Genomic DNA, 25,616 nt, shown 5'->3' on the forward strand with positions numbered 1-25,616 from the left:
TTGTATAAAGTGTAATTCTATAAATAAAAACTAGTATAATTGTTGCATTATACTAGTTTTTATTTGATTTTTTATTTAGCTTGCTGCTGGGCAGTAGTAAAGTAAATATACTGCCAATTGCAATTGAAGAGTAGTATGTTATTAATCTCCATAAGAAAATAGCTGTGATAATGGTACCTGATTTAAAAAACAAACCATACATAAGGTAAAAGCCACCTTCTGCACCACCTTCGGCTCCTGGAAGGGGGATTATTGCCATGAAGTTAATTAAGAAAATTTGAGCTGCTATCATTGTAAATATATCTACATAATTAAATCCAAAACTCCTATAAATGCAATAAGGTATGGTAAAGTATGATAACCATTGCAGAAATGTAAAAATAGATGCATAAATGCACAATTTTTTATATTTTATAATTATAGAAGCAGTTTTATGAAATGTTTCTAATTCAACTTCAAGCTGTCTATAAGTTTCTTCTGGATTCTTCATTAATTTTATTTTCTTTAGTATATTTAAGCAAAAATTTAATATGGTTCGAGTTAGCTTTTTACTTATTAAGAACAATGTTGCGATTATCATAATTATTACATGTACTACAAGACCAGATATACAAAAATATAAAAAATATGGCACTCTTGAATAGAAATATTTAGACTTAAATATTATTGCTAAGACTAAAATAATAATATTTATAACTTGATGTAGCATAAACTTAGTCATCAAAATAGAAACGCCAGTGCCAGCAGGAATTCCGCTTTCATTCATTTCATATAATTGGGCAGGATGACTAGCAGCAGCAAAAGGAGTAATTGCTCCAAAAAATTGACCAATTACTTCAAATCTTAAGCATTTGAAGAATAAGTTATCAATTTTATAAAATTGTTTAATTATTACGTATAATACCAACATCTCGAAAAACAAAAACATAATCATCATAAGTACTGATAATATAATCCAGCCTGCCCTTAAGTTTGTTATCTCACGTATTAATGTATTAAGACCTTTAGTAAAAAGAAAAAATGATAGAAAAATACAAGCTGAAACTATCACAACGATTATATTTAATATCTTATTTTTCATTTATTTTCTCCTGAGTTTCTTATTATAGATTTCATCATAAAACTGTTTCCACTTTTGTAATACATAATCTTTAGAATAGAAATCATGGCATTTAGATGAATTATCACACCAAAGCTTATAATTTTCACCCTTATCTTGGATAGACCTTATTATATCAGCGAATTCTACATTACTATTTCCTTTTAGATAACTATCAAATAAGATATTTTTATATATATCTAAATTTCGTAGAAGTATAGGTGTTTTTAATGCCATAGCCTCTAGAATTGACATAGGGAAAAGCTCGTTATATGATGGTAAGAACATTAAATCACAAATATTATAAATAGCATTCATTTCACTTCTTTCGATGATACCTAAAAATTTTACATTAGAAGGTGGATTTTCAATGACTTTTCTTAATTCTTTATAACCATCGGTGATAGCACCAAATGAAAAACCACCAGCCCATATAAATTGTACATCAGGAAGAGTTTTAGCAACTTCAATAAAATCCATTACACCTTTTCTGGTTTGAACTTGACCAACTCCTAAAACTACAAATTTATCTAAAGGAATTTCATAATTATTCTTTATAGCGTTGATCATAGAAATATCATATCTATAAAAATTATCTTCTGATACAAAGTTAGGTATATAGGTTACTTTATGTTCGTCTATTTTATAGCTTTTTAAAACATCTATAAAATAAGGGTTTACTACAACTAAATGATCAACACTTCTATAGAACCAAATCATATACTTATAAAAAACTTTTTTTATAAATGTAGGGAGTTTTAAGCTTTCTTCAATTGTTTCTGGTACAAAATGAACATAGGCTACACTTGTTCCTAAAAGTTTTGTTAGTGGAATGCTTAAAAAAAATTTAAAATCAATGGTATGGTAGTGCATTATATCACATAAGAATATATTATTTACCTTAATTTTATAGTTATCTGTGAGACCTTCCTTAACCAGATTTACTTGTTCAATATAGGCAGACATCACTCCTTGGCCTTTTACTTTTTCAGCAGAGGAGAGCATATTAATAGTAGGCATGAAAATTCCTCCTTTAAAAGTTATTAAATTACTTTCATGCTTAGTTTTTGTAAATTTCAATTACATATTCTTAATTACAACATTTAATATAAAAAATATAGAAAAACTACATTAACTATTAGGTGTTACATCTTTATAGAATATAAATGTGCTATTTTAAAACATGAACAGCTTGAGTTTTCGTAAAGAGTATCATTATATGAATAGAAAACTTGAATACAAAATAAATAAAAAAACTGCTCATGATATGCTAATATATCATGGGCAGTTTTTAGATGGATTATTTATTTAAGTAAAATATGCTAATCTTATTATGTCCTTAGGTCTCCTGTTATTCCAAAGCAAATCTAAATCGATTTCGTGAAATTCTCCATAAGTTGAAACGGAAATATAATACTTATTATTATTTGGCTGAAAGCGTAGATTTGTTATTGTCATCCAATGCCAAGTATAATCTTCTAGTTCTTTTACTGGATGTTTAAGCACTAATATAGCAACTGGAAGCTTTAGGTGAAGGGCTTCTAAGATAAAGTCCATAGCCTCTTGCATGTTTGCTTGTTCGTCCAATATATGGGGAACCAATGATACGCCTCTGCTTTCGCAAAAAGCTAATATGTTATCGCTAAATTGAGTTACAGAAGTAAGTCCAAACATTCCTGGAACTACAAATTTTCGAATTTCAATCATATGTTCTATAAAATCTTGCTTATTTATATTATCCTTATATGGGTAAAGTGTACTAAACTTATCTGGAACTAACTTGGATAAGTAAGCAGTTATATTAGCTGCAGCAACAGGTCCACAACCACTTAATTGGTGACTTTTTTTAGGAAACCAATACTGACTTCCACCATAATGTATGTTGTCAGTGTCGTGAATTGAAAGTTTGATTTCTATAGGATAAGTATTATTTTGTGCATTAAAGTCTTCCATTGCTACCACCTTTCTGCATAATCTTCCTTAATTTTTAAAATAATATAAGCATCTAAAGCATGTAACAATAAAATTACAGCAATCAAGTGTCCATAAAAGCTCATATTAAATTTAAAATATAAATTAGCTAGTATTATTACTATACTATATTTTTATAGTATAGTAAATTAGATAAATATGTTATAAAGGTCTTTAATATGAAAAAAGCATGAATGATATAAATATCTTTTCATGCTTTTATTTAGACGACTATATAATTATACAGTTTTACTTAAGTATTCTTCCAAAGCCCTTGATAATTGGTCTGGACATGAAGTTTCCTTTGTTCCGCAAGTAATACCTCTTAATCTGTTCATAGCATCATTAACTTCCATACCTTCAATAAGTGAAGATATTCCTTTTAGGTTACCATTACATCCGCCTACAAAGTTTACGCTAGATATTTTGTTGTCAACTATTTCAAAACTGACTTCTTTTGCACACACATTAGATGTTTTGTATGAGTTCATTTAAGTCTTCCCCCTCTTAATATTGATTTTGTATTGGACATAACCTTTAGAGATTATATACAAGTCCATTCTAAAGTAATTATACTACATTACTAGGTTTTATTAAAGTAGCATTAATGACAAGCGTGATAAAGGTGAACCACTTCGATCCCTATATATATTTTTATAAGCTTTTATGCGCATCTGCCTTCCAGGATGTATACGATGAAAATTTGTCAGGCGAATAAGTTTTGTTTTTTTTATTTTTAGCAACAAATAACTTTTAAAGCCATTGAAATTTCTAGGTTTAGTTAGTTTTAAAATCTTTTCATTTACCGCAAAAAAAATATACATGCGTAAGAACAATCTTAATAAGATAGCTTTTAGCATGCATTTTACGTGTATCAAGTTTCTTAATTATCTTCTATGAGTACGTTGATTATATTATTGTAGATTAGTGAAGGATTTTCTTTCCACTTACTACATAATGCAACGGCTTGTTTTTTTGAAGCTACACTTACCTTTAAATCCATCAACAAACTATCATCTTCCACTGCTTTTAAATTAACTACAAAGGTATTATCTTGGTCTGGTGTATAATCTGCAGATATAGTGAGTTCTCTTTTTATTTTTTCTATGCTTGATTTTAGATAATCATCTATTACGTTTAATCTTTGAGAAGAAATTCTATCCTTGAATAAAGTTAAAACTTTATTTCCTACATCCGTAATATATAACAGTTTCTTTTCATTTGTATCTTCATATTTAATAAAACCTGAAGAGATAAGCTCTGTAATATACTGTTGAAGGAAAAAGTAATTAATGAAACTATTTTCTAAAACAATTTCAGTTAATTGGGCATTAGATATTGGATATTTAATAGATTTAATTATATATAAAAGCAGAAGCTTGTTTTCCGCTAGTTCTAATGTGTTGTCGTTCATACGTTTATCCTCCCACTCACCAGTATAGCTTTATTATAGCATAAAACTTAACTATTTCTCTATGAAAATTTTTATTGTCATTATTTAATAACTTGCTGAATATTATTTTAAAGAGACTTCATTGTGGAGGAATTCATTTGAGGAAGAATAAAATAATTGTATTTTTGATTGTAGTGCTAATTTTTGTCGCAACAGCTGTTGCCTCAAGAGTAGTAAATGCTTGGATGGTAAAAAAATCTCTGCCTATATATTCTGTTGATACTAAGGAAAAGAAAATATCTATAACCTTTGATATCAATTGGACAGATGATGACAACCTTGGAAGTATATTAGACATAATGAAGGAATATAATGTAAAAGGTACATTTTTTATCATGGGAGGCTGGGTAAATTCAAATGAAGAAAATGTAGAGAAACTAAAAAAAATAAAAGAAGGGGGGAATGAAATAGCCAATCATAGCTATATACATCCAGATTTCACTAAGATATCAACTGATAGAATGGCTTCAGAGATAAAGAAAACTGAAGATATTATATACAATAATACTGGGTATAAGACCAAGCTTTTTAGGTGTCCAAGCGGTTCTTATAATGATGCCGTGGTAAATACAGTTAAAAAAATGGGGTATTATTGCATACAGTGGGATGTTGATAGTGTCGATTGGAAAAACAAAGGAGCAGATGAAGAGTATGAAAGGGTAATTAAAAATGTAAAACCAGGATCCATACTGCTTTTCCATAATAATGGGAAGTATACTCCTGAAAATCTTAAAAGAATTTTTCAGAAGTTAAAGGGTGAAGGGTACGAATTTGTGCCTGTAAGTGACCTTATTTATAAAGATAATTTTGATGTAGACAACGATGGTAAACAACATAAAGTTAACCAATAAAAAAACATATTGTAAAAAAGGCATTAAATGTATTATAATGGAAATAAGTTATTTTCTAATTTATACTTTATAACAAAAAATAAAAATTTTAAAAAACGAGGGAGAGAGGGGTTTAAATGGATAATTTAATGTTAAATAATAAAATTTACCTTGAGGGAACTGTTGCTTCAGGATTGGATTTTAGCCACGAGATGTATGGGGAGAAGTTCCTTACTTTTTCTTTAGAGGTAATGAGACTAAGTGATTCAAAGGATATGTTAAACATTACAATATCTGAAAGATTACTTACTAGTTTTGATTTAAGCATAGGTACTGATATAATTGTTGAAGGACAATTGAGGTCTTATAATAAATTTGTAGATGGAGCTAATAAGCTTATATTAACAGTTTTTGCTCGTGACATTAGACCATGCGATGAAAGAAGCAAAAACCCAAATGAAATTTTTTTAGACGGGTATATATGTAAGGAACCAGTATATAGGACAACTCCTTTTGGCAGAGAGATTGCTGATGTATTGCTTGCTGTAAACAGAGCTTACAACAAATCTGACTATATACCTACAATAGCATGGGGAAGAAACTCTAGATTCTGCCAGACTTTAAGCGTTGGAGACAATATTAGAATATGGGGAAGACTTCAAAGCAGAGAGTATCAAAAAAAGGTTTCTGATGAAGAAGTTATTAGAAAAGTAGCTTATGAAGTTTCAATTTCAAAGATGGAAAGAGTAAATGGGGAAAATGAATTAGTAGATGATGATCAAATAGGTGCAGTTTAAAAGCTGATTTGAACATATTAAAAGGGCGAATAATTCGCCCTTATTTTTTTACAGTCTAGGAAAATATAAAGTTTTTATTCCAGTTAGACATAGATATTTCAATGGTTTTACAAGTTTTTTATGGCTACACAGTAAAAAATAAAACTTATTCGCTGCCAAGTTTTCCTTATATAAATTCGGAAAGGCAGATGCGTTAAAAAAGCTCGCTGAAGAATTTCACTTCAGCGAGCTTTTTAATTACTTTCTTAAATCGTCAAGTATTTTAGTCTTGTCTTTTGTCTTATCATCCACTCTTTTTATTATCTTTGCAGGAGTTCCAGCAACAACAACTCCGGCTGGAACATCGTCTACAACAACAGATCCAGCTGCAACAACTGATCCAGCTCCAACTTTTACTCCTTCAAGAATAACTGAGTTTGCACCGATAAGAACATCATCTTCGATTATACAAGGTGTTTTACTAGGCGGTTCTAGAACACCAGCTACAACAGCTCCAGCACCAAGATGAACTCTCTTTCCTAGCTTTCCTCTAGCGCCAACTACAGCGTTCATATCAACCATAGTTGCTTCGCCTATTTCAGCTCCTATATTTATTACAGCACCCATCATTATTACAGCGTTCTTTTCTATTGTAACCTTATCTCTTATAATAGCACCTGGTTCAATTCTTGCATCTATATCAAGTAAGTTTAGCATAGGGATTGCTGAGTTTCTTCTATCATTTTCAAATCTAAAATGTTTTACTTTATGTTTATTATCAAGAATTACTTTTGTTATGTCATCACTTTCTCCGAAAAGTACGTAGAAATTATCAGAGCCGTACCATTCGATATTCTTCATGTCGCTATCTTTTAAATCTCCATTAACGTAAACTTTTACTGGAGTTGATTTCTTTGACTCTTTTATAAATCTAGCTATTTCATATGGATCAGTAAAATTATAACTCATTGTATCATCCTTTCCTCTATTGCTTAGTTATGTAATATGCAATAAGATAATTATAATAAAACTTGATTAATTATGAAAGGGGTAAGGCGAAAAAATTCATTTTTTATAAAATATTATGGCGAATTTGCCTCAGTTTATGTAAAATATAGTTTGTAATATTTTATATGAGAAATATATTTTTTTTATCGATTTATTAGTATAGTATGATTGTATATAAGATATTAATAATAGATAAATCCTTGGCTAATTGCTGATTACAATGGTATGTCTAAGTTTTTTGTATGAGTAAAACTTAAATAAACATATTAGTGGTTATTAGTAGATATATTTAGTATGATTTTCTTATGAAAAATTATATATATGAAATTATATGCATTTTTATGCAATAAAACAGAATAAATATGTATAAAAATGAGATGTAAGATGAACTAAATAATAAGCTTAATTATCTTTAAATAAATGTGAAAAAGGAGTGGTAACTTATGGCGAAGCTAGAAAAAGGTTATATTCAGATATATACAGGAAATGGTAAAGGGAAGACTACGGCTGCATTAGGATTAGCTTTCAGAGCCGTGGGAGATGGAATGAAAGTAATAATGGTTCAGTTTTTGAAGAGTAATAAAACTGGTGAACTTAATTCTTCAGAGTTCTATGCACCTAATTTTAAGATATATAGATTTGAAAAAAGAAGAGGTTTTGTTTGGACTTTAAATGATCAAGAGAAACTTGAGCTGAAGAGTGAAATAATGGAAGCATACTCTTTTGTTAAAGAGGTAATAAAAGAAAGAAAATGTGATATATTGATCTTAGACGAGGTAATGGCTGTTATTTACAATAACTTTTTAGAAGTTTCAATGGTTACAGATCTGATAGACAGCAAGCCGGAAGATATGGAATTAATTTTGACAGGCAGAAATGCTCCAAAAGAATTGATTGAAAGAGCTGATTTAGTAACAGAAATGAAAGATATTAAGCACTATTATGAAAAAGGCGTAGCAGCAAGAGAGGGGATAGAATATTAATATGAATGGTAATGTAAATAAAATAGAGCTTTCAGGTATAAGAAAATTTTCTAATAAGGTTGCGAAAATACAAGGCGCTATATCACTTACTCTTGGACAGCCTGATTTTCCAGTGCCTAAGAGGATTAAAGAAGCGATGATAGAAGCTTTGGAGCAAGGCAAAACTACTTATACATCAAATGCAGGTTTAGAGCAATTAAGAGCTGAGATAAGCAAATATTTAGGCAGCTTTGGAATCGAATATGACAAAGAAGAAATTTGTGTAACAGCAGGAGGTAGTGAAGCACTTTTTACTGTGTTTACCACACTGATAGATAGAGGCGAAAAAGTACTGATTCCAACTCCTGCATATCCTGCATATGAAAACTGTGTTAAGCTTGTAGGCGGAGAAGTAGTTAACTATAAGTTGAATAAAGATTTCACTCTAAATATAGATTTTTTAGAAGAAGCTGTACGAGATAGCGGTTCAAGATATCTTTTGTTATCTTTTCCTACAAATCCGACAGGTGCAATACTTGAGGAAAAGCAGCTAAGTGAGCTTAAAGATCTTATATTAAAATATGATCTAACTGTAATAACAGACGAAATGTACAGTGCACTTTGCTACGATGAATATCACTCTATAGGTCAAGTTAAGAAGCTTAAAGATAGAGTGATATTCATAGGTGGATTTTCTAAAATCTTTTCAATGACTGGATTAAGATTAGGTTACTTCTGCTTAAATAAAGATCTAATGGATGATTTTATGAAGGTGCATCAATATAATGTTTCTTGTGCTACATCAATATCTCAATATGGTGCTTACGTGGGACTTAGAGAGTGTCTTAATGATGTTGAATATATGAAAACTCAATTTATTAAAAGAAGAGATTATGTATATAATAGACTTAAGAACATGGGATTTGAAGTGGAATTACCTAAGGGAGCATTCTATATATTCCCATCAATAAAAAAGTTTAATATAAGTTCTGAAGAGTTTTGTGAATTACTATTAGAGAAAAAGAAAGTAGCATGTGTTCCAGGTAGTGCTTTTGGTCAAGGCGGAGAAGGCTTTATGAGAATTTCTTATTGTTATAGTACTGAAGAATTAGAAAAAGCTTTAGATTTGATTGAAGAGTTTATAAATGAACTTCAGAAATAAAGTGACCATAAAACTTGTGTTTTGAAAATATTAAAAGGCTGTAGTAGATTATTCGTCTACTGCAGCCTTTTTAATATTTAACTTGGAAAAGTAATATTTTAGAATGATAGATTTAATACATCTTCCATATCATAATGTCCTGGTTTTGAGACTTTTCCCATATAAGCACTTGCTTTTAAAGCACCTACAGCGAAAACCTCTCTAGATATAGCTTTATGAGTTATTTCGATAACTTCACCATCTCCGGCAAAAATAACATCATGATCGCCAACTATGCTTCCGCCACGTATTGCGTGGATACCAATCTCTTTATGATCTCTCTTTGCAAATCCTTCTCTTCCATATACGAAGTGTGTATCTTCTTCAATTGAGTTCTTTATGGTTTCAGCAAGCATAACAGCTGTACCAGAAGGTGCATCCACTTTTTGATTATGATGTTTTTCTATAACTTCAATATCAAAGTTTTCATATAGAACTGGTGATATTTTTCTAAGAAGCATGTTTACAAGGTTTACTCCAACACTCATGTTAGCAGATCTGAACAGTGGAAGCACTTTTGATTTTTCTTCAATTAAAGCCAAATCTTCTGTAGTGTATCCAGTAGAACAAAGAACCACTGGTTTGCTATTCTTTTCTGAAAAAGCTAATATAGGTCTTAGAGAGTCAGGTCTTGAAAAATCAAGTAATACATCGTATTCTATAGTGCACTCATTCAAATCGCTAAAAATAGGATAGCTTCTTTCACCTTTTGGAAACTTATCTATTCCAGCCACTATTTGAAGATTTTCATCTTTTTCTACAAGATTTGAAATAACAGTTCCCATCTTTCCACAGCAACCGTTTAATATTATTTTTGTCATAGTTTTACCTCCATTACTTTATAAGATTATGCTTTCTTAAAACATTGCTTAATTTTTCAAGATTTTCGCCTTCCATTTTGTAAAGAGGTAATCTTAAAGGTCCAACATTGCAATTCATTAAATTTAAAGCTGTTTTTACTGGAATTGGATTAGGTTCAACAAATAAAGTGTTTGCTAAGTCTAAAGTTCCTATTTGAATGTCTAACGCTTCCTTTGTCTTTCCGGCTAAGAAAAGTTCACACATATCATGAACTTCTTTAGGAATAACATTTGCAAGTACTGATATTACACCTATCCCACCTAAAGATAATATAGGAATTATTTGATCATCATTTCCAGAGTAGATATCTATTTTATCGCCACAAAGAGCCTTTATTTTTGCTATTTGGCTTAAATCTCCGCTTGCTTCTTTAACTGCTACTACATTTTTTAATTCGGTGAGTTTTAAAAGAACATCTGGACTTATATTTACATTTGTTCTAGCTGGTACATTATAAAGTATAATTGGTGTATTTACAGCATTATCTATAGCTTTAAAATGTTCTATTAATCCTCTTTGAGATGTCTTATTATAGTAAGGGGTTATTATTAAAAGCCCATCAACTCCTATACTTTCAGCCCATTTGCTCATTTCGATAGAGTAAGCAGTATTATTAGTTCCAGTACCTGCAATTACTGGTATTCTCTTTTTAACTACATCTACAGTAAACTTTATAGTTTCCTTCTTTTCATTTTCAGTCATAGTTGAAGCCTCACCTGTAGTGCCACATACAACTATAGCATCAGTTTTATTTTCTATATGCCATTCAAGAAGTTCTTCTAATTTTTTAAAATCAACTCCGTTTTCCGTAAAAGGAGTAACTATAGCAACACCAGACCCTTTAAACAAAGACATAATTATACCTCCATGCCTAATAAATTTGAAAATATTTTATCTTATAATTATTTGTTTTTAATCATTATTTCAGCAATTTGTACTGCATTTAAAGCAGCACCTTTTCTTATGTTATCAGCAACAACCCAAAGATTCAAACCGTTATCTAAACTAAAGTCTCTTCTGATTCTACCAACATAAACATCATCCTTGCCATCTACGTATAATGGGGTTGGATACTTTATATTCTTAATATCATCATATACAATTACACCTTGAGAGTTTCCAAGTAAAGTAAGAACATCTTCAAGATTAAATTCTTTTAAAAGTTCTACATTAATGCTTTCACTATGGCTGTTTAATACTGGAACTCTTGCTGTTGTAGCGGTGATTTTTAAATCATCATTGTGGAGAATTTTCCTGGTTTCAAGTATCATTTTTATTTCTTCCTTAGTGTATCCATCTTCAGTGAATACATCGATATGAGGAAGGATATTTCCTGCTATAGGATAAGGGAATTTCTTTGGTGCTTCTCCTTTAACTCCATCTTGAAGATCTAATATACCTTGAAGTCCTGCACCTGACACAGCTTGATAAGTGGAATATACAATTCTCTTTATACCATACTTATCATAAAGTGGCTTTAAGGCAACCACTGCTTGAATAGTAGAGCAGTTAGGATTTGCGATTATTCCATTATGCCAAGATATATCTTCTGGATTAACTTCAGGAACTACAAGAGGAACTTTAGGATCCATTCTCCAAGCACTGCTATTATCTATAACAACTGCACCTATCTCTGCAAATTTAGGAGCAAACTGAAGGCTTGCATCCCCGCCAGCAGAAAATAATGCAAAATCAATTTTTTTAGAATTAATATTCTCATCACATAATTCTTCAACTACATAATCAATATCTTTAAATTTCATAGTCTTGCCTGCAGATCTTTTTGATGCAAACAAGTACAGGTCTTTAATTGGAAAATTCCTTTCTGCGAGTATTTCGATGAACTTTCTTCCAACATTACCTGTTGCCCCAACAATTGCTACATTAAACAAAACAATCCCTCCTAAGTTTTTTTAAAATTTATGCATAAATATAAATAAGGTCTATTATATCACAACCCTAATGTTACATTAAATTAATTATACACTATAATTTATGCTGCAGATGAAATTTTTTGAATTTTAAATTTTAATTTTCGCATAATATATGAATGTAGCATCATAATAAAAAGTATACTTTCAAATAGTATGCAATGGTGACATTCAAAATATTAAGATATGAATGAATAATGGCGGTTTATACCAAAGGCAGATACGCAAAAAAATCACTGAAGAAAATCGATTCAGCGATTTTTTCATATATTAATAATTAACTCATCAAATGTAATTATTGTATTCAGCTAAATAATAGTAGGGGTATAACTGTAAATTGATATGGCAATAATAGAAAAAAATAAGAAAAAGGAGACTTTCTTATGAGTAAAACACCATTAAAAAAAATAATAAAATCTAAAATCAAATCAAATAGAGAACTGTCTGATGCCGAAAAGCTTAGAGAGTCTATGAAATATGAAATTGCAGAAGAATTAGGACTTAAAGACAAAGTTGATTCAGAAGGCTGGGGGGGACTTACAGCAGAAGAAACTGGAAGAATAGGCGGTATAATGACCAAAAGAAAAAAGAATCTTAAAATACCGAGCAATGATGAAATTTTAGGAAGAAAGTAAAAAATATAGGGTTGCATTAAGAAAACTTGATTTATACTTGTTAGAAATTCACGTACCTAGGACTTTTACAATGTATAAATTAATAATTGGAACTGTAAAAAGATGTACTACTTCAATCAGAAAACTATTTTCAAACTCTCTCACCAAAACTTGTGAGAGTTTGAAAAATAGATTTCGGTTCGAACTGGTACATCTTTATATATAGATAAACCAGTTCCAAATAAAATTTATAAGTCAAGTCATATACCATTAATAGTTAAATTGGTATCTAATATATTTTTAATTTATAGAACTGGGATATCTATAACAACAAATTAGAAAACATGCTTTTAATTAGTGAATACACATCATTTTAGCGAATAAAAGGGAAAGATAAACATATATCATTGACTTAGCAGAAAATTAATAATATATTATTTAGTAGATTTAGTGTGGGGGATTATTATTAAATGGACAGCTATAATAAATTTGCAAATCTTTATGATCAATTGATATATGAAGATATTAACTATAACAGCATAAGTGACTTCATTCTGAATTTATGTAAAGACAACAACATAAATTATGAATATTACTTAGACTTAGCTTGTGGAACAGGAAATGTAGCAGCGATCTTAGGGAAAAACTTTAAAAACATATTTTTAGTTGATTCATCAGATAGTATGCTTATAAATGCAGATAAAAAGTTTAGAGATGAAAGAATGAAATGTAAGATAGTATGTCAGGATATGAGTGAATTATCGCTTAATAGAAAGTTTGATTTAGTGACTTGTGTTTTGGATTCAACTAATTACATATTAGATACTGAAGATTTAAAAAACTATTTTCTTTCTGTAAAGAGGCATATGAGTGAAAACGGAATTTTTGTTTTTGATATAAATTCCTATTATAAATTAAGTGAAATTCTTGGTAATAATATTTTTACATATAATTCTGAAGAGATTTTTTACACTTGGGAGAATATATTTGAAGATGAAATAGTGGAGATGAATCTGACCTTTTTCGTAAAGGAAGGAGATCTCTATGAAAGATTTGAGGAAATCCATGAAGAAAGAGCTTACAAAGAAGATTTTATAGAGTCAATGGTGAAGGACGCAGGTTTCGAAATAATTGGAAAGTACGATGGATACAAAAATAGCGGCGTAGAACAAGATAGTGAAAGAATAGTATATGTACTTAAGAATTTGGAGGTAAATTAATTATGAATGATAAGATTATAAGAGCTACGGCTAAGGATGGAATGGTTAGAATTATAGCTGGAATAACTACTAATTTGGTTGATGAAGGAACAAAAATACATGAATGCAGTACTACAGCGGCTGCAGCTTTTGGAAGAATGCTCACTGCAGGAACTCTAATGGGAGCAATGCTGAAATCTGAAAAAGAAATTTTGACTCTTCAAATTAATGGTGGTGGAGAAGCAAAAGGTATTACTGTAACTGCATATCCAGATTGTACAGTTAAGGGATATATAGGAAACCCTGCAGTTGAACTTCCTTTAAATATTAAAGGAAAACTTGATGTAGGTGGAGCTATAGGAAAGAATGGTAACCTAACTGTTATAAGAGATTTAGGTCTAAAAGATCCATACGTAGGACAAGTGCCAATTTATACTGGTGAAGTAGCAGAAGATTTGGCATATTACTTTACAGCATCCGAGCAAACACCATCAGCTGTTGCACTTGGAGTTTTAGTTAATAATGATTTATCAATTAAAGCTGCTGGTGGATTTATAATCCAAATGATGCCAGGAGCTGACGAACTCTTAGCAGATCTTCTATCATATAGAATGGAAGAAATACCACCTGTGACAACTATGATATCTGAAGGAAAAACTATTGAAGAAATAGTTGAATATATATTTGATGGAATGGATTTAAAAATCAATGATAGCATTGAGCCACTATATAAATGTGATTGCTCAAGAGAAAAAGTAGAAAGAGCCTTTATAAGTATTGGTCTAAAAGATCTTACTGAAATATATGAAGAAGGAAAAGAAGAAGAATTAAAATGCCACTTCTGCAATAAGGCTTATAAATTCACTAATGAACAGATTGGAGAATTAATAAATACTTTGACGAAATAATTTATTGACAAAGTCTTCTAAAGTTCATATAATATAATACGTGGACGATAGAAGTACTTGTGGCTCAGTAGCTCAGTTGGTTAGAGTGCCGGCCTGTCACGCCGGAGGTCGAGGGTTCGAGCCCCTTCTGAGTCGCCACGTGGCTAGATAGCTCAGTCGGTAGAGCAGAGGACTGAAAATCCTCGTGTCCCTGGTTCGATTCCTGGTCTGGCCACCATTTATTTTTAATTTAATTTGGCGCTATAGCCAAGCGGTAAGGTCAAGGTCTGCAAAACCTTTATGCCCCGGTTCAAATCCGGGTGGCGCCTCCAAATTGATATTAATAGAAGATGACCTGCATTATAACTTGTTAAAAGTTATAATGCAGGTCATTTTTTACTTTATAAAAAGCATATAAATTTATTTTAGTTAAATATAATGAGTTCAATTTCTTTACTGGTGTTTACGGTAAAAGGGAAAATCTTCACCTGACAAAAATTGATGAATACATCTCTAATGTATTTTTAAAGGTAAAATTTTTTAAAATTACAACTTGGAGATCTTACTTTAAAATATAAGTTTTACGGAATATTGTGCTATAATATCTATAAAATGTAAGATAGGAGGGGGATTTTAATGTGGAAGGATTTAAATTATGCCTGGCAGGAAGCGTTATCTTTAGCTTGGGAATCTTTTAAGAAAGATACTATTCCAATTGGTGCTGTTATAGTTGATGAGAATGGAAAGATAATATCTAGAGGTAGAAATAGAATTTTTGATACTACAAGTAATAATCCATTGGCTGGCACAGGTATGGCCCATGCGGAAACTACTGCTATGTTAAATTTAAAAAGAGAAGAACATCTAAATATAAAAAAATACACATTGTATACCACTATGGAGCCGTGTCCAATGTGTTTTGGGGCTATGGTCATGGTGGGAATAAGAAACATAAAATATGCAGCGAGAGATGGTTATGCCGGAGCAACGGAACTAAATGATAAGACGAAATATATAAATAGCAAAAATATGAATTTTAGCAGAGAAAATGAGGAGTTGGAGGCGTTTCAGATTTGCCTTCAATCAGCTTACGAATATAAAAGACAACATATAGCACAAGCCGTACTAGATTCTTGGAGTGAGTATTGCAGTGATGGAGTATTATTAGCAAAGGGGTTAAATGAAGAAGGATATTTTCGAAATGCTTTAAGTATGCAAAAGCCAATTGAGGAAATATATGATGAGATAATTAGCAGGTTATCTAAGGGAGAAAGATTTGAAAAGATTATCTAAAATGCAAAAATTAATACTTTGCTACTTGGGATTAGCAATAATGTTTGTATTAGCAGGAAATAGCAATAATACAAAAGATATATTTTTAGAAAGAATATTTAAACCCCTTAGAGGAGATAATTGGGTGTTTCATTATGCTGGATTAATACTTATAGTAGGAATATATTTTTGTTTGAAAAAGCTTAATGAAATAAGAGAAAAAGCACTACTTAAGACAGCCTTCAAAAGAGTAATAGTAACAATAGTATTGATTAGTGTTTTTCCTGCAATGTGGGTTTATTGTATTCAATTTTATAAAGGATTTTATAAGGATTTAAATTCAATATATCTGGATAGGGAGAAAACTTCAGTGAATTTTAGCAAAAATAATGACAAACTAACTGTAAGTGGAGGTATAGCGATAATTAATTGTAGTAATGATATACAAAAGTTTTACGTAAAAATTAAGGCTCCATCCTTAGTGAAAGAAGATATAAAGGAAGAGGATATTACTTTGAAAAATGAATTTATAGTACATCCAAAAGAAGAAAAAAGGTTGTTATTAGATGAAGAGTTGAGTTTTGATAAAGAAGCCCAGTATTCAGGATATAGTTCAAAGGCCTTTGGATATATATTATTTAATGATAAAGATGAAGTTGTTTTTCAAGGGATGTCAGAAATAAATTAAACAGAGCACTATGATTTATAAAAATATATCGTTAAATATAAGCTTTCTTGATGATTAGCTAGATTATTATTTTGTGTATTGACTAAAGCAATAAGTTAGAATATTATATAAGTAAATAAGCAAATGCTAATGTTGTTTATTGTATTTTTAGTAAATATGGGAAAAATATAAAAGATATTTTTGCTAAATCAAAGGAGGAGTTATATGTTTCCGTTCATAAAAAGAGGAAATTTTAGAGCAATAAGTGTTCATGATGTTGATGATGTTATAAATAAAATAAATCTAATAGATATAAGAGAGCCGTATGAGTACGAAGATGGGCATATTCCTAAAGCAATGAATATACCTATGGGAACGATACTTAGAGATCCAGAAAAATATTTAGATAAAGAAAAAGAATATCATATAATATGTCAATCTGGAGGTAGAAGTGCAAAGACTTGTAGTGAACTTAGTACAAGGGGATACAAGGTAGTAAATGTATCTGGAGGAACTGGCTCATATTTAAGACCTCTTGAGAAATAGGGTATAAATCTACAAAAATGCTTGAGTATAAAGTCAAATATAATATTAAAGTGTATTATATAAGTATGATGTAAATAAAAACAAGGACCTATTTAGTAAATTGGATTGACCTATATAAGTTGAAGGATAGGAGAGGCAGGGATATAATGCTAGATAAAGCTAAAGAAGTTTCAGAGGTTTTAAAGGTACTTGCAAATGAAAATAGACTACTGTTAGTATGTCATTTACTAGAAAAACCTATGACAGTAAGTGAACTGAATGAGAGTTTGAGTAATTTGACTCAATCTGCTATTTCTCAGCATTTAGCTATGCTAAAAGCACACAAGATAGTTGATTATAACAAAAAAGGATTAACAAGCACTTACTTTATTTTAGATCAAAGAGTAAGTAAGCTAGTAGAAGTACTAAGAGATAATTACTGTTAAATAATTTCACGGAAAGTCCTATCAATGCTTAATGTTTTGATAGGATTTTTGTATTATATATATAGACAATTAAGAAAATGAGTCAATAGCTGAAAATTGAATTTTACGGTGGGGGAATAAATGAGTAAAATTGAGTTAACCAATATGTGCATGATTTACGATAATATAAATAACAAGGTCTTAGTTCAGAATCGGATTAAATCGTGGAAAGGAATATCATTTCCAGGAGGCCATATAGAAGATGGTGAAAGCATAGTAGAATCAACTATCAGGGAGATAAGAGAAGAAACAGGTCTTACAGTATATGATTTGGAGGCTTGCGGAGTTATATATTGGTACAATGACGAAACTAAAGAAAAATATTTTGTGTTTAATTTTAGAACAGATAATTTTAGTGGAAATCTCATAGAAAAGACAGATGAAGGGGAGGTATTCTGGGTAGATAAAGATAGTTTGCAAGAACTTGATCTTGCTGAGGGATTTAAAGAGCGATTACCTATGTTTTTCGAAAATACTTATTCAGAGGGATTTGGTATATGGAACAAACATACTTCAAGTAAATTAAGATTGCTGTAGAGTTTAGCTAGTACAAGCTATTGGTAAGTGGTATAATTTAACTTTAAATGATTTTTATATTACTTTGAGAGTGAGGATGTTGTAATGGATAAAGAAACAGCGCTATTAATTGTAGATGTACAAGTTGCTATGTATTCCTATGAGGATCAATCCTTATATAACGGTGAGAGGGTTCTGGATAATATCTATCTTTTACTTCAAAAAGCTAGAAATTCAGGTACTCCAGTAATATACATTCAACATACTAGTGAAGATGATGACGAATATAATAGAGCAAAACCAACATGGCAGATTCATCCTAAGATAGCTCCATTGGACAACGAAACTGTAATAGAGAAGACAACTTGGGATTCTTTTTATAAAACAAGTTTAGATGCTACCCTGAAAGAAAGAGGAATTAAAAGACTTGTTATAGTAGGAATGCAGACAGAGTTTTGCTTGGACACTACTTGTAGATGCGCTTATAGTTTAGGGTATCATGAGAATGTATTGGTTAGAGATGCAAACAGTACTTTTGACGGACCTGTACTAACTTCAAAGCAAATAGTTGAGCATCATAACACTCTTTTGGGTGGAAGATTTGTTAAGTCTATGTATACAGATGAAATCGAGTTTGATTAAGGCGTTCCTGTGTCGAAACTTAATTTATACTTGCTCGAAAATCGTGGCTTTGTGATTTTCGAGTATGTTTAAATTAATAGTTGAACTAGGAACCATATAAGTTAGTATTGTATAGAAATCTAAGTTTTTATATGTAGAAGCATGCTGTATAGTTTAATTTAAAGCATACAGCATGTTTTTAATTCTAGAATTTATTGTAAAAGACAGTCTCAGAAATTTCTCTTCTTTTTTCATGATTTGAATTTGGTTTTGAATCATTGCTTGGATATCCTAATGGAAAGATGCATATAGGAACAAAGTTTTCGGGAATATTGAAGGCTTTTATGACAGCCGTAGGATCAAAGTGACCAACCCATGTTGTACCTAGGCCAAGTTCAGCAGATTGAAGCATCATATGAGTTGCAACAATACTGCCATCTATATCAGTATGAACTTTTTCATCGTATTTACGTTTCCAAGCTTCATTTTTATCAGCGCATACTATTAGTGCCATAGGAGCATTAAAAGAATAGATTGTGCAATCTTTTAACTTAGCAACAGCCTCATCACTTTCAACCACCAAGATTCTTTGAGGTTGAAGGTTAGCTGCAGTAGGTGCTATTCTGCCAGCTTCTAATATTAAATCAAGTTTCTCTTTTTCTACTTTTCTAGAATCAAAATTTCTTACAGAGTATCTTTCTTTAGCAAGTTCTATAAAATTCATAAAAATACCTCCTAATAATAAAACATATAATTTCAACACGGTGCTTTAACAGCGCCATAATTTAAAATTATATATCAACATGATAGACAATGTAAGCATGCACATATATGTTATTTACTAACCTTTCAGTAAGTATAGGAATTCTATTTTATTTAACGGATTATTTAAAATATTAATTTAGATATTCTAAGATACAATAAGTTTATGATTTTGAAAGGATTAAAGCCTAAGCTGACTTGTTTTGTTAATTTATAAAATACAGTTTTAATATCATAATCTATCTAAATAGTGATTACAAAAATAAGAGTAAGCTAACTGCCATCACAGCCATTCCTGAGATAAGGCCGTATATGTAGAGATTTTGATCGCCATAGTCCCTTGCTGCTGGGATTAATTCATTCAAAGATATAAATACCATAATTCCAGCCACTGCCGCAAATATAATACCAAAGGTAAGGTTATTTATAAAAGGCATAAGTACTAGATAGCCAATTATTGCACCTAAAGGTTCGGAAAGACCTGAAAAGAAAGAGTAAAGAAAGGCTTTTTTTCTGTCTCCGGTTGCATAATAGATCGGAACTGATACTGAAATACCTTCTGGTATATTGTGAATAGCAATAGCAATAGCAATTGGAACCGCTATTGAAGGACTATGTATTGCAGAAATAAATGTTGCAATTCCCTCAGGAAAGTTATGGATTGCAATAGCAAGAGCAGTTAATAGTCCTATTCTAAGTAACTTTACATCAGAATATCCATTACTAAACTTAATGCTGTATGCAGCTGTGGAGCTCTCTTCATTTGGAATAAAGGTGTCAATGAGGTATATGAGAAGAATACCACAGAAAAAAGAGATTACAGTAAGCCAAGATCCATCTCTTACTCCAAGCTCAGCAGTTAAAGAATCTTTTGCATTTACAAAGATTTCAACAAGTGAAACGTAAATCATAACTCCTGCTGAGAAGCCAAGACTTAATGAAAGAAATTTAGTGTTTGTCTTTTTTGTAAAAAAGGCTAAAGTGCTTCCTATACCTGTAGATAAACCTGCTAAAAGGCTTAATCCAAAGGCAAATAATACATTATTCATCTAACATCCTCCTTTAAAAACGTAAAGCTTCAATAAGAAAATATCTGAAAAATAAACATAAACCACATGCTTGTCCAATAATTTATTAAATAATTAAAAGACAAAGTTTGATATATACCAATTATCATATGAATATTGAAGCTGTAAATTCGCTATACTTTGATAAATATGATTTTCATTAGGAGATTATGATTAATATCGCTATTGGCTACATACAATTATTCTATTAAATATACAAATTACTGAATTAAGCTGATAATATATAGATATCAGATCAAGTTTTCTATATATAATATGGCTATATTAATTTAGGTATATATAAGAATTCTTTGATGTGAGGATTTTTAATAAGCATAGATTTAAGTATATGGATGTACCACTTCGTAATAAAACTTATTATTTTTAAAACTCCTCTGGGTTATGATAGTAGAATTTAAAAATATAAATTTAAAGATGAAGTTGTTGATGTGTACATAGAAGAAAAATAGATAAAATAAGGGGAATAGATGAGATGAATGAAGTTTTAGAACAAATAAAATCAAGAAAATCAATGAGGGTATTTGAAGACAGGAAAATCGAAAATCATATTAAGAAAGAAATATTGCAGGCGGCTTTTGAAGCTCCAACTGCAGGAGCAATGATGCTTTATAGCCTAATAGATATAACTGATGAAACACTAAAAGAAAGACTATCAGTACTTTGTGATAATCAACCGTTTATTGCAAATGCCCCAATGGTAGCGATATTTCTTGCTGATTATCAAAGATGGTATGATTCATTTGTTTATACAAATTGTAACCCTAGAAAACCTGGGGAAGGAGATATTTTACTAGCCATGGCAGATGCGATGGTTGCAGCCCAAAATACAGTGGTTGCAGCGCAGTCGCTCGGGGTGGGATCTTGCTATATTGGTGATATAATTGAAAACTGTGAGCAGATTAGAGAAATATTGGAATTGCCTGAGTATGTTATACCTGCTTGCATGTTAGTCTATGGCCATCCTGTTGAGGCTCAAAAGAATAGAAAGAAACCAGTGAGATTTGAGAAGCAATATATAGTTTCTGAAAATAAATATCATAGACTTTCCGAGGAAGAACATATAGAGATGCATAAAGTGAAAAATGAAGGTTCTGGCCTAAAGAATAAAAATATTAAAGAGCAAGTGCAAGCTTTCTGTAAAAGAAAGTATATGTCTGAATTCGCTAATGAGATGAATAGGTCTGCATCAAGTTACCTTGACAAGTTTAGAAATAAGTAAAATGAATTTTTATAAGAATATTCTATAGCTATCAAAATTTTAGAATGATAGCTATTTTTTTGTAACTATAGCTTCTTATGTGATGGAGTAAATCACATACATTAAAATTAATTAATAAACTGTCTGTGGATGTACCACTTCATAGTAAAACTTATTATTTTTAAAAACTCTCACCAGAACCCGTGAGAGTTTTAAAAATAGATTTCAGATTGAAGAGGTACATCTATAGATAAACTACTTCATATTAGAATATATCCTAAGAGTTTAATGATCGAAGTAGTTTATCAGTTCAGATGAATAGATAATCCAGTTCTATCTAATAAAACTAGGTAATACTTCTGTTAACTATTAATGGTAGTAGGATTATCAAATATAGATTCTATTTAGAACTGGCTTATCTATATAAACCAAATATTTGTATGTAAATAATTATTTATAGGTGGCTCAATATATAAAAAGTATTGCTAATGAACATGCTGTATACATAAAACTGGCTTAGATTGATAATAAATAATTATAGATTAGGTGGAAAATTAGGTAATCAGATATGCATTTAGCTTAATTAGTTAAAGGGCACCTTATCGCTTATTATAAAAAAGGAGAATGGTTATGAAAAAATACCGTGGTCTAATATTAATTATATTAACTTTTGTTATTACTTATATTTTTTGGATTCCTGAAGAGCAGGCTAGTACTATGGCTTCCAACAGGCAGTATTCTCAGCTTATCGCCTCAATTGCCTTAGTTTCATTTGCATGGATAAATTATATTTCTAGTAGGCATAAGCTTGTGGATAGGATTTTTAATGGGTTGGATAAGTCTTATGCTTATCATAAATATCTAAGTATAATATCAATCTTACTTATTTGGGCTCATAAATTCACCTTAAAAACAGGAGGTGGAGGCAGGCCGGAAGGCTTTAAACCTGTTGGAGAGGGATTTAAGCGAACTAGTGAGTTCGCTGGACAAAGTGGATCAAGTTTACTCCATATGCTTTTGGGGTAGCTCATTACTATTTAAGTTCTTCATACCAAGTTTTTGACTTAAGTGCTTTTAGTATATGGATGAATATAATCAATGTTATAGGTATACTATCTGCAATTTATAGTATATGTATTTACGAATTTACGGCCTTTAAATATCGATATAAGGTCAGTAAGATTAGGGAAATAGCAAAAGATACCCTTGAAATTACAGGCATATCTAGTGGAAAAGTAATGGATTATACAGCTGGACAATTTGCGTTTATGAAAGTAGTTGGAAGCAAGAAGGTATTTCCTTCACACCCATTTACCATGAGTCAATCACAGAATAATAGTGAAATTCAATTTGGCATTAAGGTTTTAGGGGATCATACTGGAAAATTGAAGGAAGGTTTAAAGGTTGGAGATACAATTGCTGTTTCAGGTCCTTATGGCAGATTTAATTATAGAAAAGCGGAAAAGCGCCAAGTTTGGATTGCTGGCGGAATAGGAATAACTCCATTCAGAAGTTTTCTTCAATCTGATATACCAACAGATTATAATATAGATTTTTTTTATGCATATAATAATGAACAGGATGCGCCATATGTAGATGAGTTGAAGGGTATAAAAGATAGAAATAACTTAAGGATACATTTAATAGATAGTTCAAAAAGTGGTTTTTTAGGTGTTGAGCATATCGATAAGTATGTAAATAGAGATGAACAATTTGAAGTGTTCTTTTGTGGTCCAAAACCAATGAGAAATAAGATGAAGAATGAGCTAAAGAAAGAAAATTATAAAGTGAAAGAATTTCATTATGAACAGTTTCAATTTAAATAGATTACAAAATAAAAGAAGCTTATGGGCTTCTTTTATTTTTATAGTAAAGAAAGTATAAAATTTTTATGTCTGTTAAATCTAGATATTTCAATGATACCTATGGATGTGCCACTTCGTAATAAAATTTATTATAATGTGCTTTTTAAACAATGGAAATTGGCTATGTATATGACTATAAAGTTTTAAAATTAAACAATATATTATAAATTTTCATGGCTAGGACAGTATAATATCAAATTATGTAGTTTGAATAAGAAAAAAGTGATAATATTTCGGAAAATGAATTAAAAGTGAAAAAAATAGAAAACGGTAATTTCCAATATATGGTTGTAAACGTATTTAAAACATGTTATATTTAATTTGTAATAATTGGAAACGGTACCGACAACGGTACCAATGATTAATTATTTATTCATCAATAGATATTGATGATGACTTTACAAATAATTATAGGGGAGAGGAAATTATTATGAAAAAGAAGTTACTAGGTCTTGTAATGTGTGTGGCTATGGGGTCTACTTTATTCGCAGGGTGCGGAAATAGTGGGAAAACATCAACATCAGCAACAAAGGAAATTTATTTCTTAAATTTCAAACCTGAAATTGCTCAAGTATATGACAATATTGCAAAGGATTATGAGAAAGAGAAGGGTGTTAAGGTAAAAGTTGTTACAGCAGCAAGTGGTACTTATGAAACAACTTTAAAATCAGAGATAGCAAAATCCGATGCACCAACAATATTCCAGATTAATGGTCCTGTAGGATATCAAAATTGGAAGGATTATACTTTAGACTTAAAGAACACAAAACTTTATAGTTATTTAACAGATAAATCCTTAGCAGTAAAGAGTGGTGACGGAATTTATGGAATTCCTTATGCTATAGAAGGATATGGAATAATTTATAACGAAGCAATTATGAAAAAGTATTTTGCGCTTACTGATAAAGCTGTATCAATAAATTCTACAACTGAAATAACTAATTATGATACTTTAAAGAAAGTTGTTGAAGATATGACTAAACATAAAGATCAACTTGGTATAAAGGGTGTATTCGCATCAACTTCCTTGAAATCAGGAGAACAATGGAGATGGCAGACTCATTTAGCAAATCTACCTTTCTATTATGAATTTAAAGAAAATACTAAATATGACAATACAATTTTAGCAGGTCTTTCCGCAGATAAAATTGACTTTAAGTATGCAAATAATTATAAAAATATCTTTGACCTATATATTAATAACTCATCAACAGATAAAAAATTATTAGGAAGTAAATCTGTAGATGATTCAATGGCTGATTTTGCTCTTGGTAATGCAGCAATGGTTCAAAATGGTAACTGGGCTTGGAATCAAATAAAGGGTGTTAGCGGAAATAAGGTACAAGAATCAGATATTAAATTCTTACCAATATACACAGGGGTAGCTGGTGAAGAAAAGCAAGGTTTATGCATAGGTACAGAAAACTTCTTTTCAGTTAACAGTAAGGTTTCAAAAGAAAAGCAAGATGAATCAATTGCATTCCTTGAATGGTTATTCTCAAGTGACACAGGTAAAAAGTATGTAACAAAGGATTTAGGACTTATAGCTCCATTTAATACCTTCAGTGATAGTGAAAAGCCAACAGACCCATTAGCTAAGGAAATCTTAAACTGGAACAGCAAGGGTGGTAATAACGTAGCTTGGACTTTTGCTTCTTTCCCAAGTGAAAACTTTAAGAACACATTTGGTGATGCTTTGTTAGAATATAGCCAAGGTAATAAATCTTGGGATGATGTAGTAAAGACAGTTAAAGAATCATGGCAAACAGAAAAAGCAAATAAGAAGTAGTTAAAATGTAATTAGTATGTGTGAAATTAATTGGTC

Annotated in this window: 28 protein-coding genes and 3 tRNA genes; 20 read left to right on the top strand and 11 right to left on the bottom strand. The window is 30.6% G+C overall.

Annotated elements, in window-relative coordinates:
- Nucleotides 1-52 precede the first annotated feature (52 nt).
- From OCU55_RS03495 to OCU55_RS03515, 5 genes are all read right to left on the bottom strand, one after another.
- Complete coding sequence (locus OCU55_RS03495) at nucleotides 53-1,081, bottom strand: lysylphosphatidylglycerol synthase transmembrane domain-containing protein (RefSeq protein ID WP_261850923.1); 1,029 nt, start codon at nucleotides 1,079-1,081, stop codon at nucleotides 53-55.
- Nucleotides 1,082-2,119, bottom strand: a complete 1,038-nt coding sequence (locus OCU55_RS03500) for a glycosyltransferase family 4 protein (RefSeq protein WP_261850924.1) — start codon at nucleotides 2,117-2,119, stop codon at nucleotides 1,082-1,084. It abuts the gene before it with no gap.
- Between the two features lie 288 nt (nucleotides 2,120-2,407).
- Nucleotides 2,408-3,052: a hypothetical protein gene (locus OCU55_RS03505; RefSeq protein ID WP_261850925.1), complete on the bottom strand. Its 645-nt coding sequence runs from the start codon at nucleotides 3,050-3,052 to the stop codon at nucleotides 2,408-2,410.
- A 257-nt stretch (nucleotides 3,053-3,309) separates the two neighbouring features.
- Nucleotides 3,310-3,561, bottom strand: coding sequence for a TIGR03905 family TSCPD domain-containing protein (locus OCU55_RS03510; RefSeq protein WP_261850926.1), 252 nt, complete (start codon nucleotides 3,559-3,561; stop codon nucleotides 3,310-3,312).
- Between the two features lie 392 nt (nucleotides 3,562-3,953).
- Nucleotides 3,954-4,484, bottom strand: a complete 531-nt coding sequence (locus tag OCU55_RS03515; protein WP_261850927.1) for a DUF4364 family protein — start codon at nucleotides 4,482-4,484, stop codon at nucleotides 3,954-3,956.
- A 131-nt stretch (nucleotides 4,485-4,615) separates the two neighbouring features.
- Here OCU55_RS03515 and OCU55_RS03520 point away from each other — a divergent pair, with 131 nt between their 5' ends.
- Nucleotides 4,616-5,374 carry a polysaccharide deacetylase family protein gene (locus OCU55_RS03520; RefSeq protein WP_261851502.1) on the top strand — a complete coding sequence of 253 codons (759 nt, stop codon included), beginning with the start codon at nucleotides 4,616-4,618 and terminating at the stop codon, nucleotides 5,372-5,374.
- Nucleotides 5,375-5,490: 116 nt separating this feature from the next.
- Nucleotides 5,491-6,150: a single-stranded DNA-binding protein gene (locus OCU55_RS03525; protein WP_183278219.1), complete on the top strand. Its 660-nt coding sequence runs from the start codon at nucleotides 5,491-5,493 to the stop codon at nucleotides 6,148-6,150.
- 237 nt (nucleotides 6,151-6,387) lie between these two features.
- On the opposite strand, the gene dapD is transcribed toward OCU55_RS03525, so the two are convergent.
- The gene (gene dapD / locus OCU55_RS03530) at nucleotides 6,388-7,098 is read right to left on the bottom strand and encodes a 2,3,4,5-tetrahydropyridine-2,6-dicarboxylate N-acetyltransferase (protein WP_261850928.1); all 711 of its coding nucleotides are present in this window, start codon (nucleotides 7,096-7,098) and stop codon (nucleotides 6,388-6,390) included.
- A 482-nt stretch (nucleotides 7,099-7,580) separates the two neighbouring features.
- Here dapD and cobO point away from each other — a divergent pair, with 482 nt between their 5' ends.
- Nucleotides 7,581-8,120, top strand: coding sequence for a cob(I)yrinic acid a,c-diamide adenosyltransferase (cobO, locus tag OCU55_RS03535; protein WP_261850929.1), 540 nt, complete (start codon nucleotides 7,581-7,583; stop codon nucleotides 8,118-8,120).
- Between the two features lies 1 nt (nucleotide 8,121).
- On the top strand, nucleotides 8,122-9,261 hold the full coding sequence (locus OCU55_RS03540; protein ID WP_261850930.1) for a pyridoxal phosphate-dependent aminotransferase: 1,140 nt from the start codon (nucleotides 8,122-8,124) through the stop codon (nucleotides 9,259-9,261).
- 98 nt (nucleotides 9,262-9,359) lie between these two features.
- Here the strand turns inward: OCU55_RS03540 and dapB are convergent, their stop codons facing one another.
- From dapB to OCU55_RS03555, 3 genes are read right to left on the bottom strand one after another with little or no spacing between them, the layout of a single operon-like run.
- Nucleotides 9,360-10,121 (bottom strand): 4-hydroxy-tetrahydrodipicolinate reductase, encoded by a 762-nt coding sequence (dapB, locus tag OCU55_RS03545; protein WP_261850931.1) that lies wholly within the window; start codon nucleotides 10,119-10,121, stop codon nucleotides 9,360-9,362.
- Nucleotides 10,122-10,134: 13 nt separating this feature from the next.
- Nucleotides 10,135-11,016, bottom strand: coding sequence for a 4-hydroxy-tetrahydrodipicolinate synthase (gene dapA / locus OCU55_RS03550; RefSeq protein ID WP_261850932.1), 882 nt, complete (start codon nucleotides 11,014-11,016; stop codon nucleotides 10,135-10,137).
- A 47-nt stretch (nucleotides 11,017-11,063) separates the two neighbouring features.
- Nucleotides 11,064-12,053 (bottom strand): aspartate-semialdehyde dehydrogenase, encoded by a 990-nt coding sequence (locus OCU55_RS03555; protein ID WP_261850933.1) that lies wholly within the window; start codon nucleotides 12,051-12,053, stop codon nucleotides 11,064-11,066.
- Between the two features lie 422 nt (nucleotides 12,054-12,475).
- Here OCU55_RS03555 and OCU55_RS03560 point away from each other — a divergent pair, with 422 nt between their 5' ends.
- The 12 genes from OCU55_RS03560 (at nucleotide 12,476) to OCU55_RS03615 (ending at nucleotide 18,899) form a co-directional block, all read left to right on the top strand.
- Complete coding sequence (locus OCU55_RS03560) at nucleotides 12,476-12,727, top strand: alpha/beta-type small acid-soluble spore protein (protein WP_183278212.1); 252 nt, start codon at nucleotides 12,476-12,478, stop codon at nucleotides 12,725-12,727.
- 449 nt (nucleotides 12,728-13,176) lie between these two features.
- A complete protein-coding gene (locus tag OCU55_RS03565; protein ID WP_261850934.1) occupies nucleotides 13,177-13,926 on the top strand; it encodes a class I SAM-dependent DNA methyltransferase in 750 nt (249 codons plus the stop codon).
- A 2-nt stretch (nucleotides 13,927-13,928) separates the two neighbouring features.
- Nucleotides 13,929-14,813, top strand: a complete 885-nt coding sequence (gene hslO, locus OCU55_RS03570; RefSeq protein WP_261850935.1) for an Hsp33 family molecular chaperone HslO — start codon at nucleotides 13,929-13,931, stop codon at nucleotides 14,811-14,813.
- A gap of 61 nt (nucleotides 14,814-14,874) precedes the next feature.
- A tRNA-Asp gene (locus tag OCU55_RS03575) sits at nucleotides 14,875-14,951 on the top strand.
- 3 nt (nucleotides 14,952-14,954) lie between these two features.
- Nucleotides 14,955-15,030, top strand: a tRNA-Phe gene (locus OCU55_RS03580).
- A gap of 19 nt (nucleotides 15,031-15,049) precedes the next feature.
- Nucleotides 15,050-15,124: transfer RNA gene (locus tag OCU55_RS03585), tRNA-Cys, on the top strand.
- A gap of 304 nt (nucleotides 15,125-15,428) precedes the next feature.
- A complete protein-coding gene (locus OCU55_RS03590) occupies nucleotides 15,429-16,085 on the top strand; it encodes a nucleoside deaminase (RefSeq protein ID WP_261850936.1) in 657 nt (218 codons plus the stop codon).
- Nucleotides 16,069-16,752, top strand: a complete 684-nt coding sequence (locus OCU55_RS03595; RefSeq protein ID WP_261850937.1) for a hypothetical protein — start codon at nucleotides 16,069-16,071, stop codon at nucleotides 16,750-16,752. The genes OCU55_RS03590 and OCU55_RS03595 overlap by 17 nt, the downstream gene beginning before the upstream one ends.
- Nucleotides 16,753-16,956: 204 nt before the next feature.
- Nucleotides 16,957-17,277 (top strand): rhodanese-like domain-containing protein, encoded by a 321-nt coding sequence (locus tag OCU55_RS03600; RefSeq protein WP_261850938.1) that lies wholly within the window; start codon nucleotides 16,957-16,959, stop codon nucleotides 17,275-17,277.
- 146 nt (nucleotides 17,278-17,423) lie between these two features.
- Nucleotides 17,424-17,702, top strand: a complete 279-nt coding sequence (locus tag OCU55_RS03605; RefSeq protein ID WP_183278206.1) for an ArsR/SmtB family transcription factor — start codon at nucleotides 17,424-17,426, stop codon at nucleotides 17,700-17,702.
- Between the two features lie 120 nt (nucleotides 17,703-17,822).
- Nucleotides 17,823-18,278: an 8-oxo-dGTP diphosphatase gene (locus OCU55_RS03610; RefSeq protein ID WP_261850939.1), complete on the top strand. Its 456-nt coding sequence runs from the start codon at nucleotides 17,823-17,825 to the stop codon at nucleotides 18,276-18,278.
- 84 nt (nucleotides 18,279-18,362) lie between these two features.
- On the top strand, nucleotides 18,363-18,899 hold the full coding sequence (locus OCU55_RS03615; RefSeq protein WP_261850940.1) for a cysteine hydrolase family protein: 537 nt from the start codon (nucleotides 18,363-18,365) through the stop codon (nucleotides 18,897-18,899).
- Nucleotides 18,900-19,083: 184 nt separating this feature from the next.
- Here the strand turns inward: OCU55_RS03615 and OCU55_RS03620 are convergent, their stop codons facing one another.
- Nucleotides 19,084-19,602: a nitroreductase family protein gene (locus tag OCU55_RS03620; protein ID WP_261850941.1), complete on the bottom strand. Its 519-nt coding sequence runs from the start codon at nucleotides 19,600-19,602 to the stop codon at nucleotides 19,084-19,086.
- Nucleotides 19,603-19,894: 292 nt separating this feature from the next.
- The gene (zupT, locus tag OCU55_RS03625) at nucleotides 19,895-20,689 is read right to left on the bottom strand and encodes a zinc transporter ZupT (RefSeq protein ID WP_261850942.1); all 795 of its coding nucleotides are present in this window, start codon (nucleotides 20,687-20,689) and stop codon (nucleotides 19,895-19,897) included.
- 511 nt (nucleotides 20,690-21,200) lie between these two features.
- Here zupT and OCU55_RS03630 point away from each other — a divergent pair.
- The 4 genes from OCU55_RS03630 (at nucleotide 21,201) to OCU55_RS03640 (ending at nucleotide 25,580) form a co-directional block, all read left to right on the top strand.
- Entirely contained in the window at nucleotides 21,201-21,947 is a 747-nt protein-coding gene (locus OCU55_RS03630; RefSeq protein WP_261850943.1) for a nitroreductase family protein, read from the top strand.
- 609 nt (nucleotides 21,948-22,556) lie between these two features.
- A complete protein-coding gene (locus OCU55_RS23965) occupies nucleotides 22,557-22,952 on the top strand; it encodes a ferric reductase-like transmembrane domain-containing protein (protein WP_345795579.1) in 396 nt (131 codons plus the stop codon).
- A gap of 59 nt (nucleotides 22,953-23,011) precedes the next feature.
- Complete coding sequence (locus tag OCU55_RS23970) at nucleotides 23,012-23,752, top strand: ferredoxin reductase family protein (RefSeq protein ID WP_345795580.1); 741 nt, start codon at nucleotides 23,012-23,014, stop codon at nucleotides 23,750-23,752.
- A 469-nt stretch (nucleotides 23,753-24,221) separates the two neighbouring features.
- Complete coding sequence (locus OCU55_RS03640) at nucleotides 24,222-25,580, top strand: ABC transporter substrate-binding protein (RefSeq protein ID WP_261850944.1); 1,359 nt, start codon at nucleotides 24,222-24,224, stop codon at nucleotides 25,578-25,580.
- The last annotated feature ends 36 nt before the right edge of the window (nucleotides 25,581-25,616 follow it).

Source organism: Clostridium folliculivorans, assembly GCF_024341905.1.
Classification (GTDB): Bacteria; Bacillota; Clostridia; order Clostridiales; family Clostridiaceae; genus Clostridium_AR; species Clostridium_AR folliculivorans.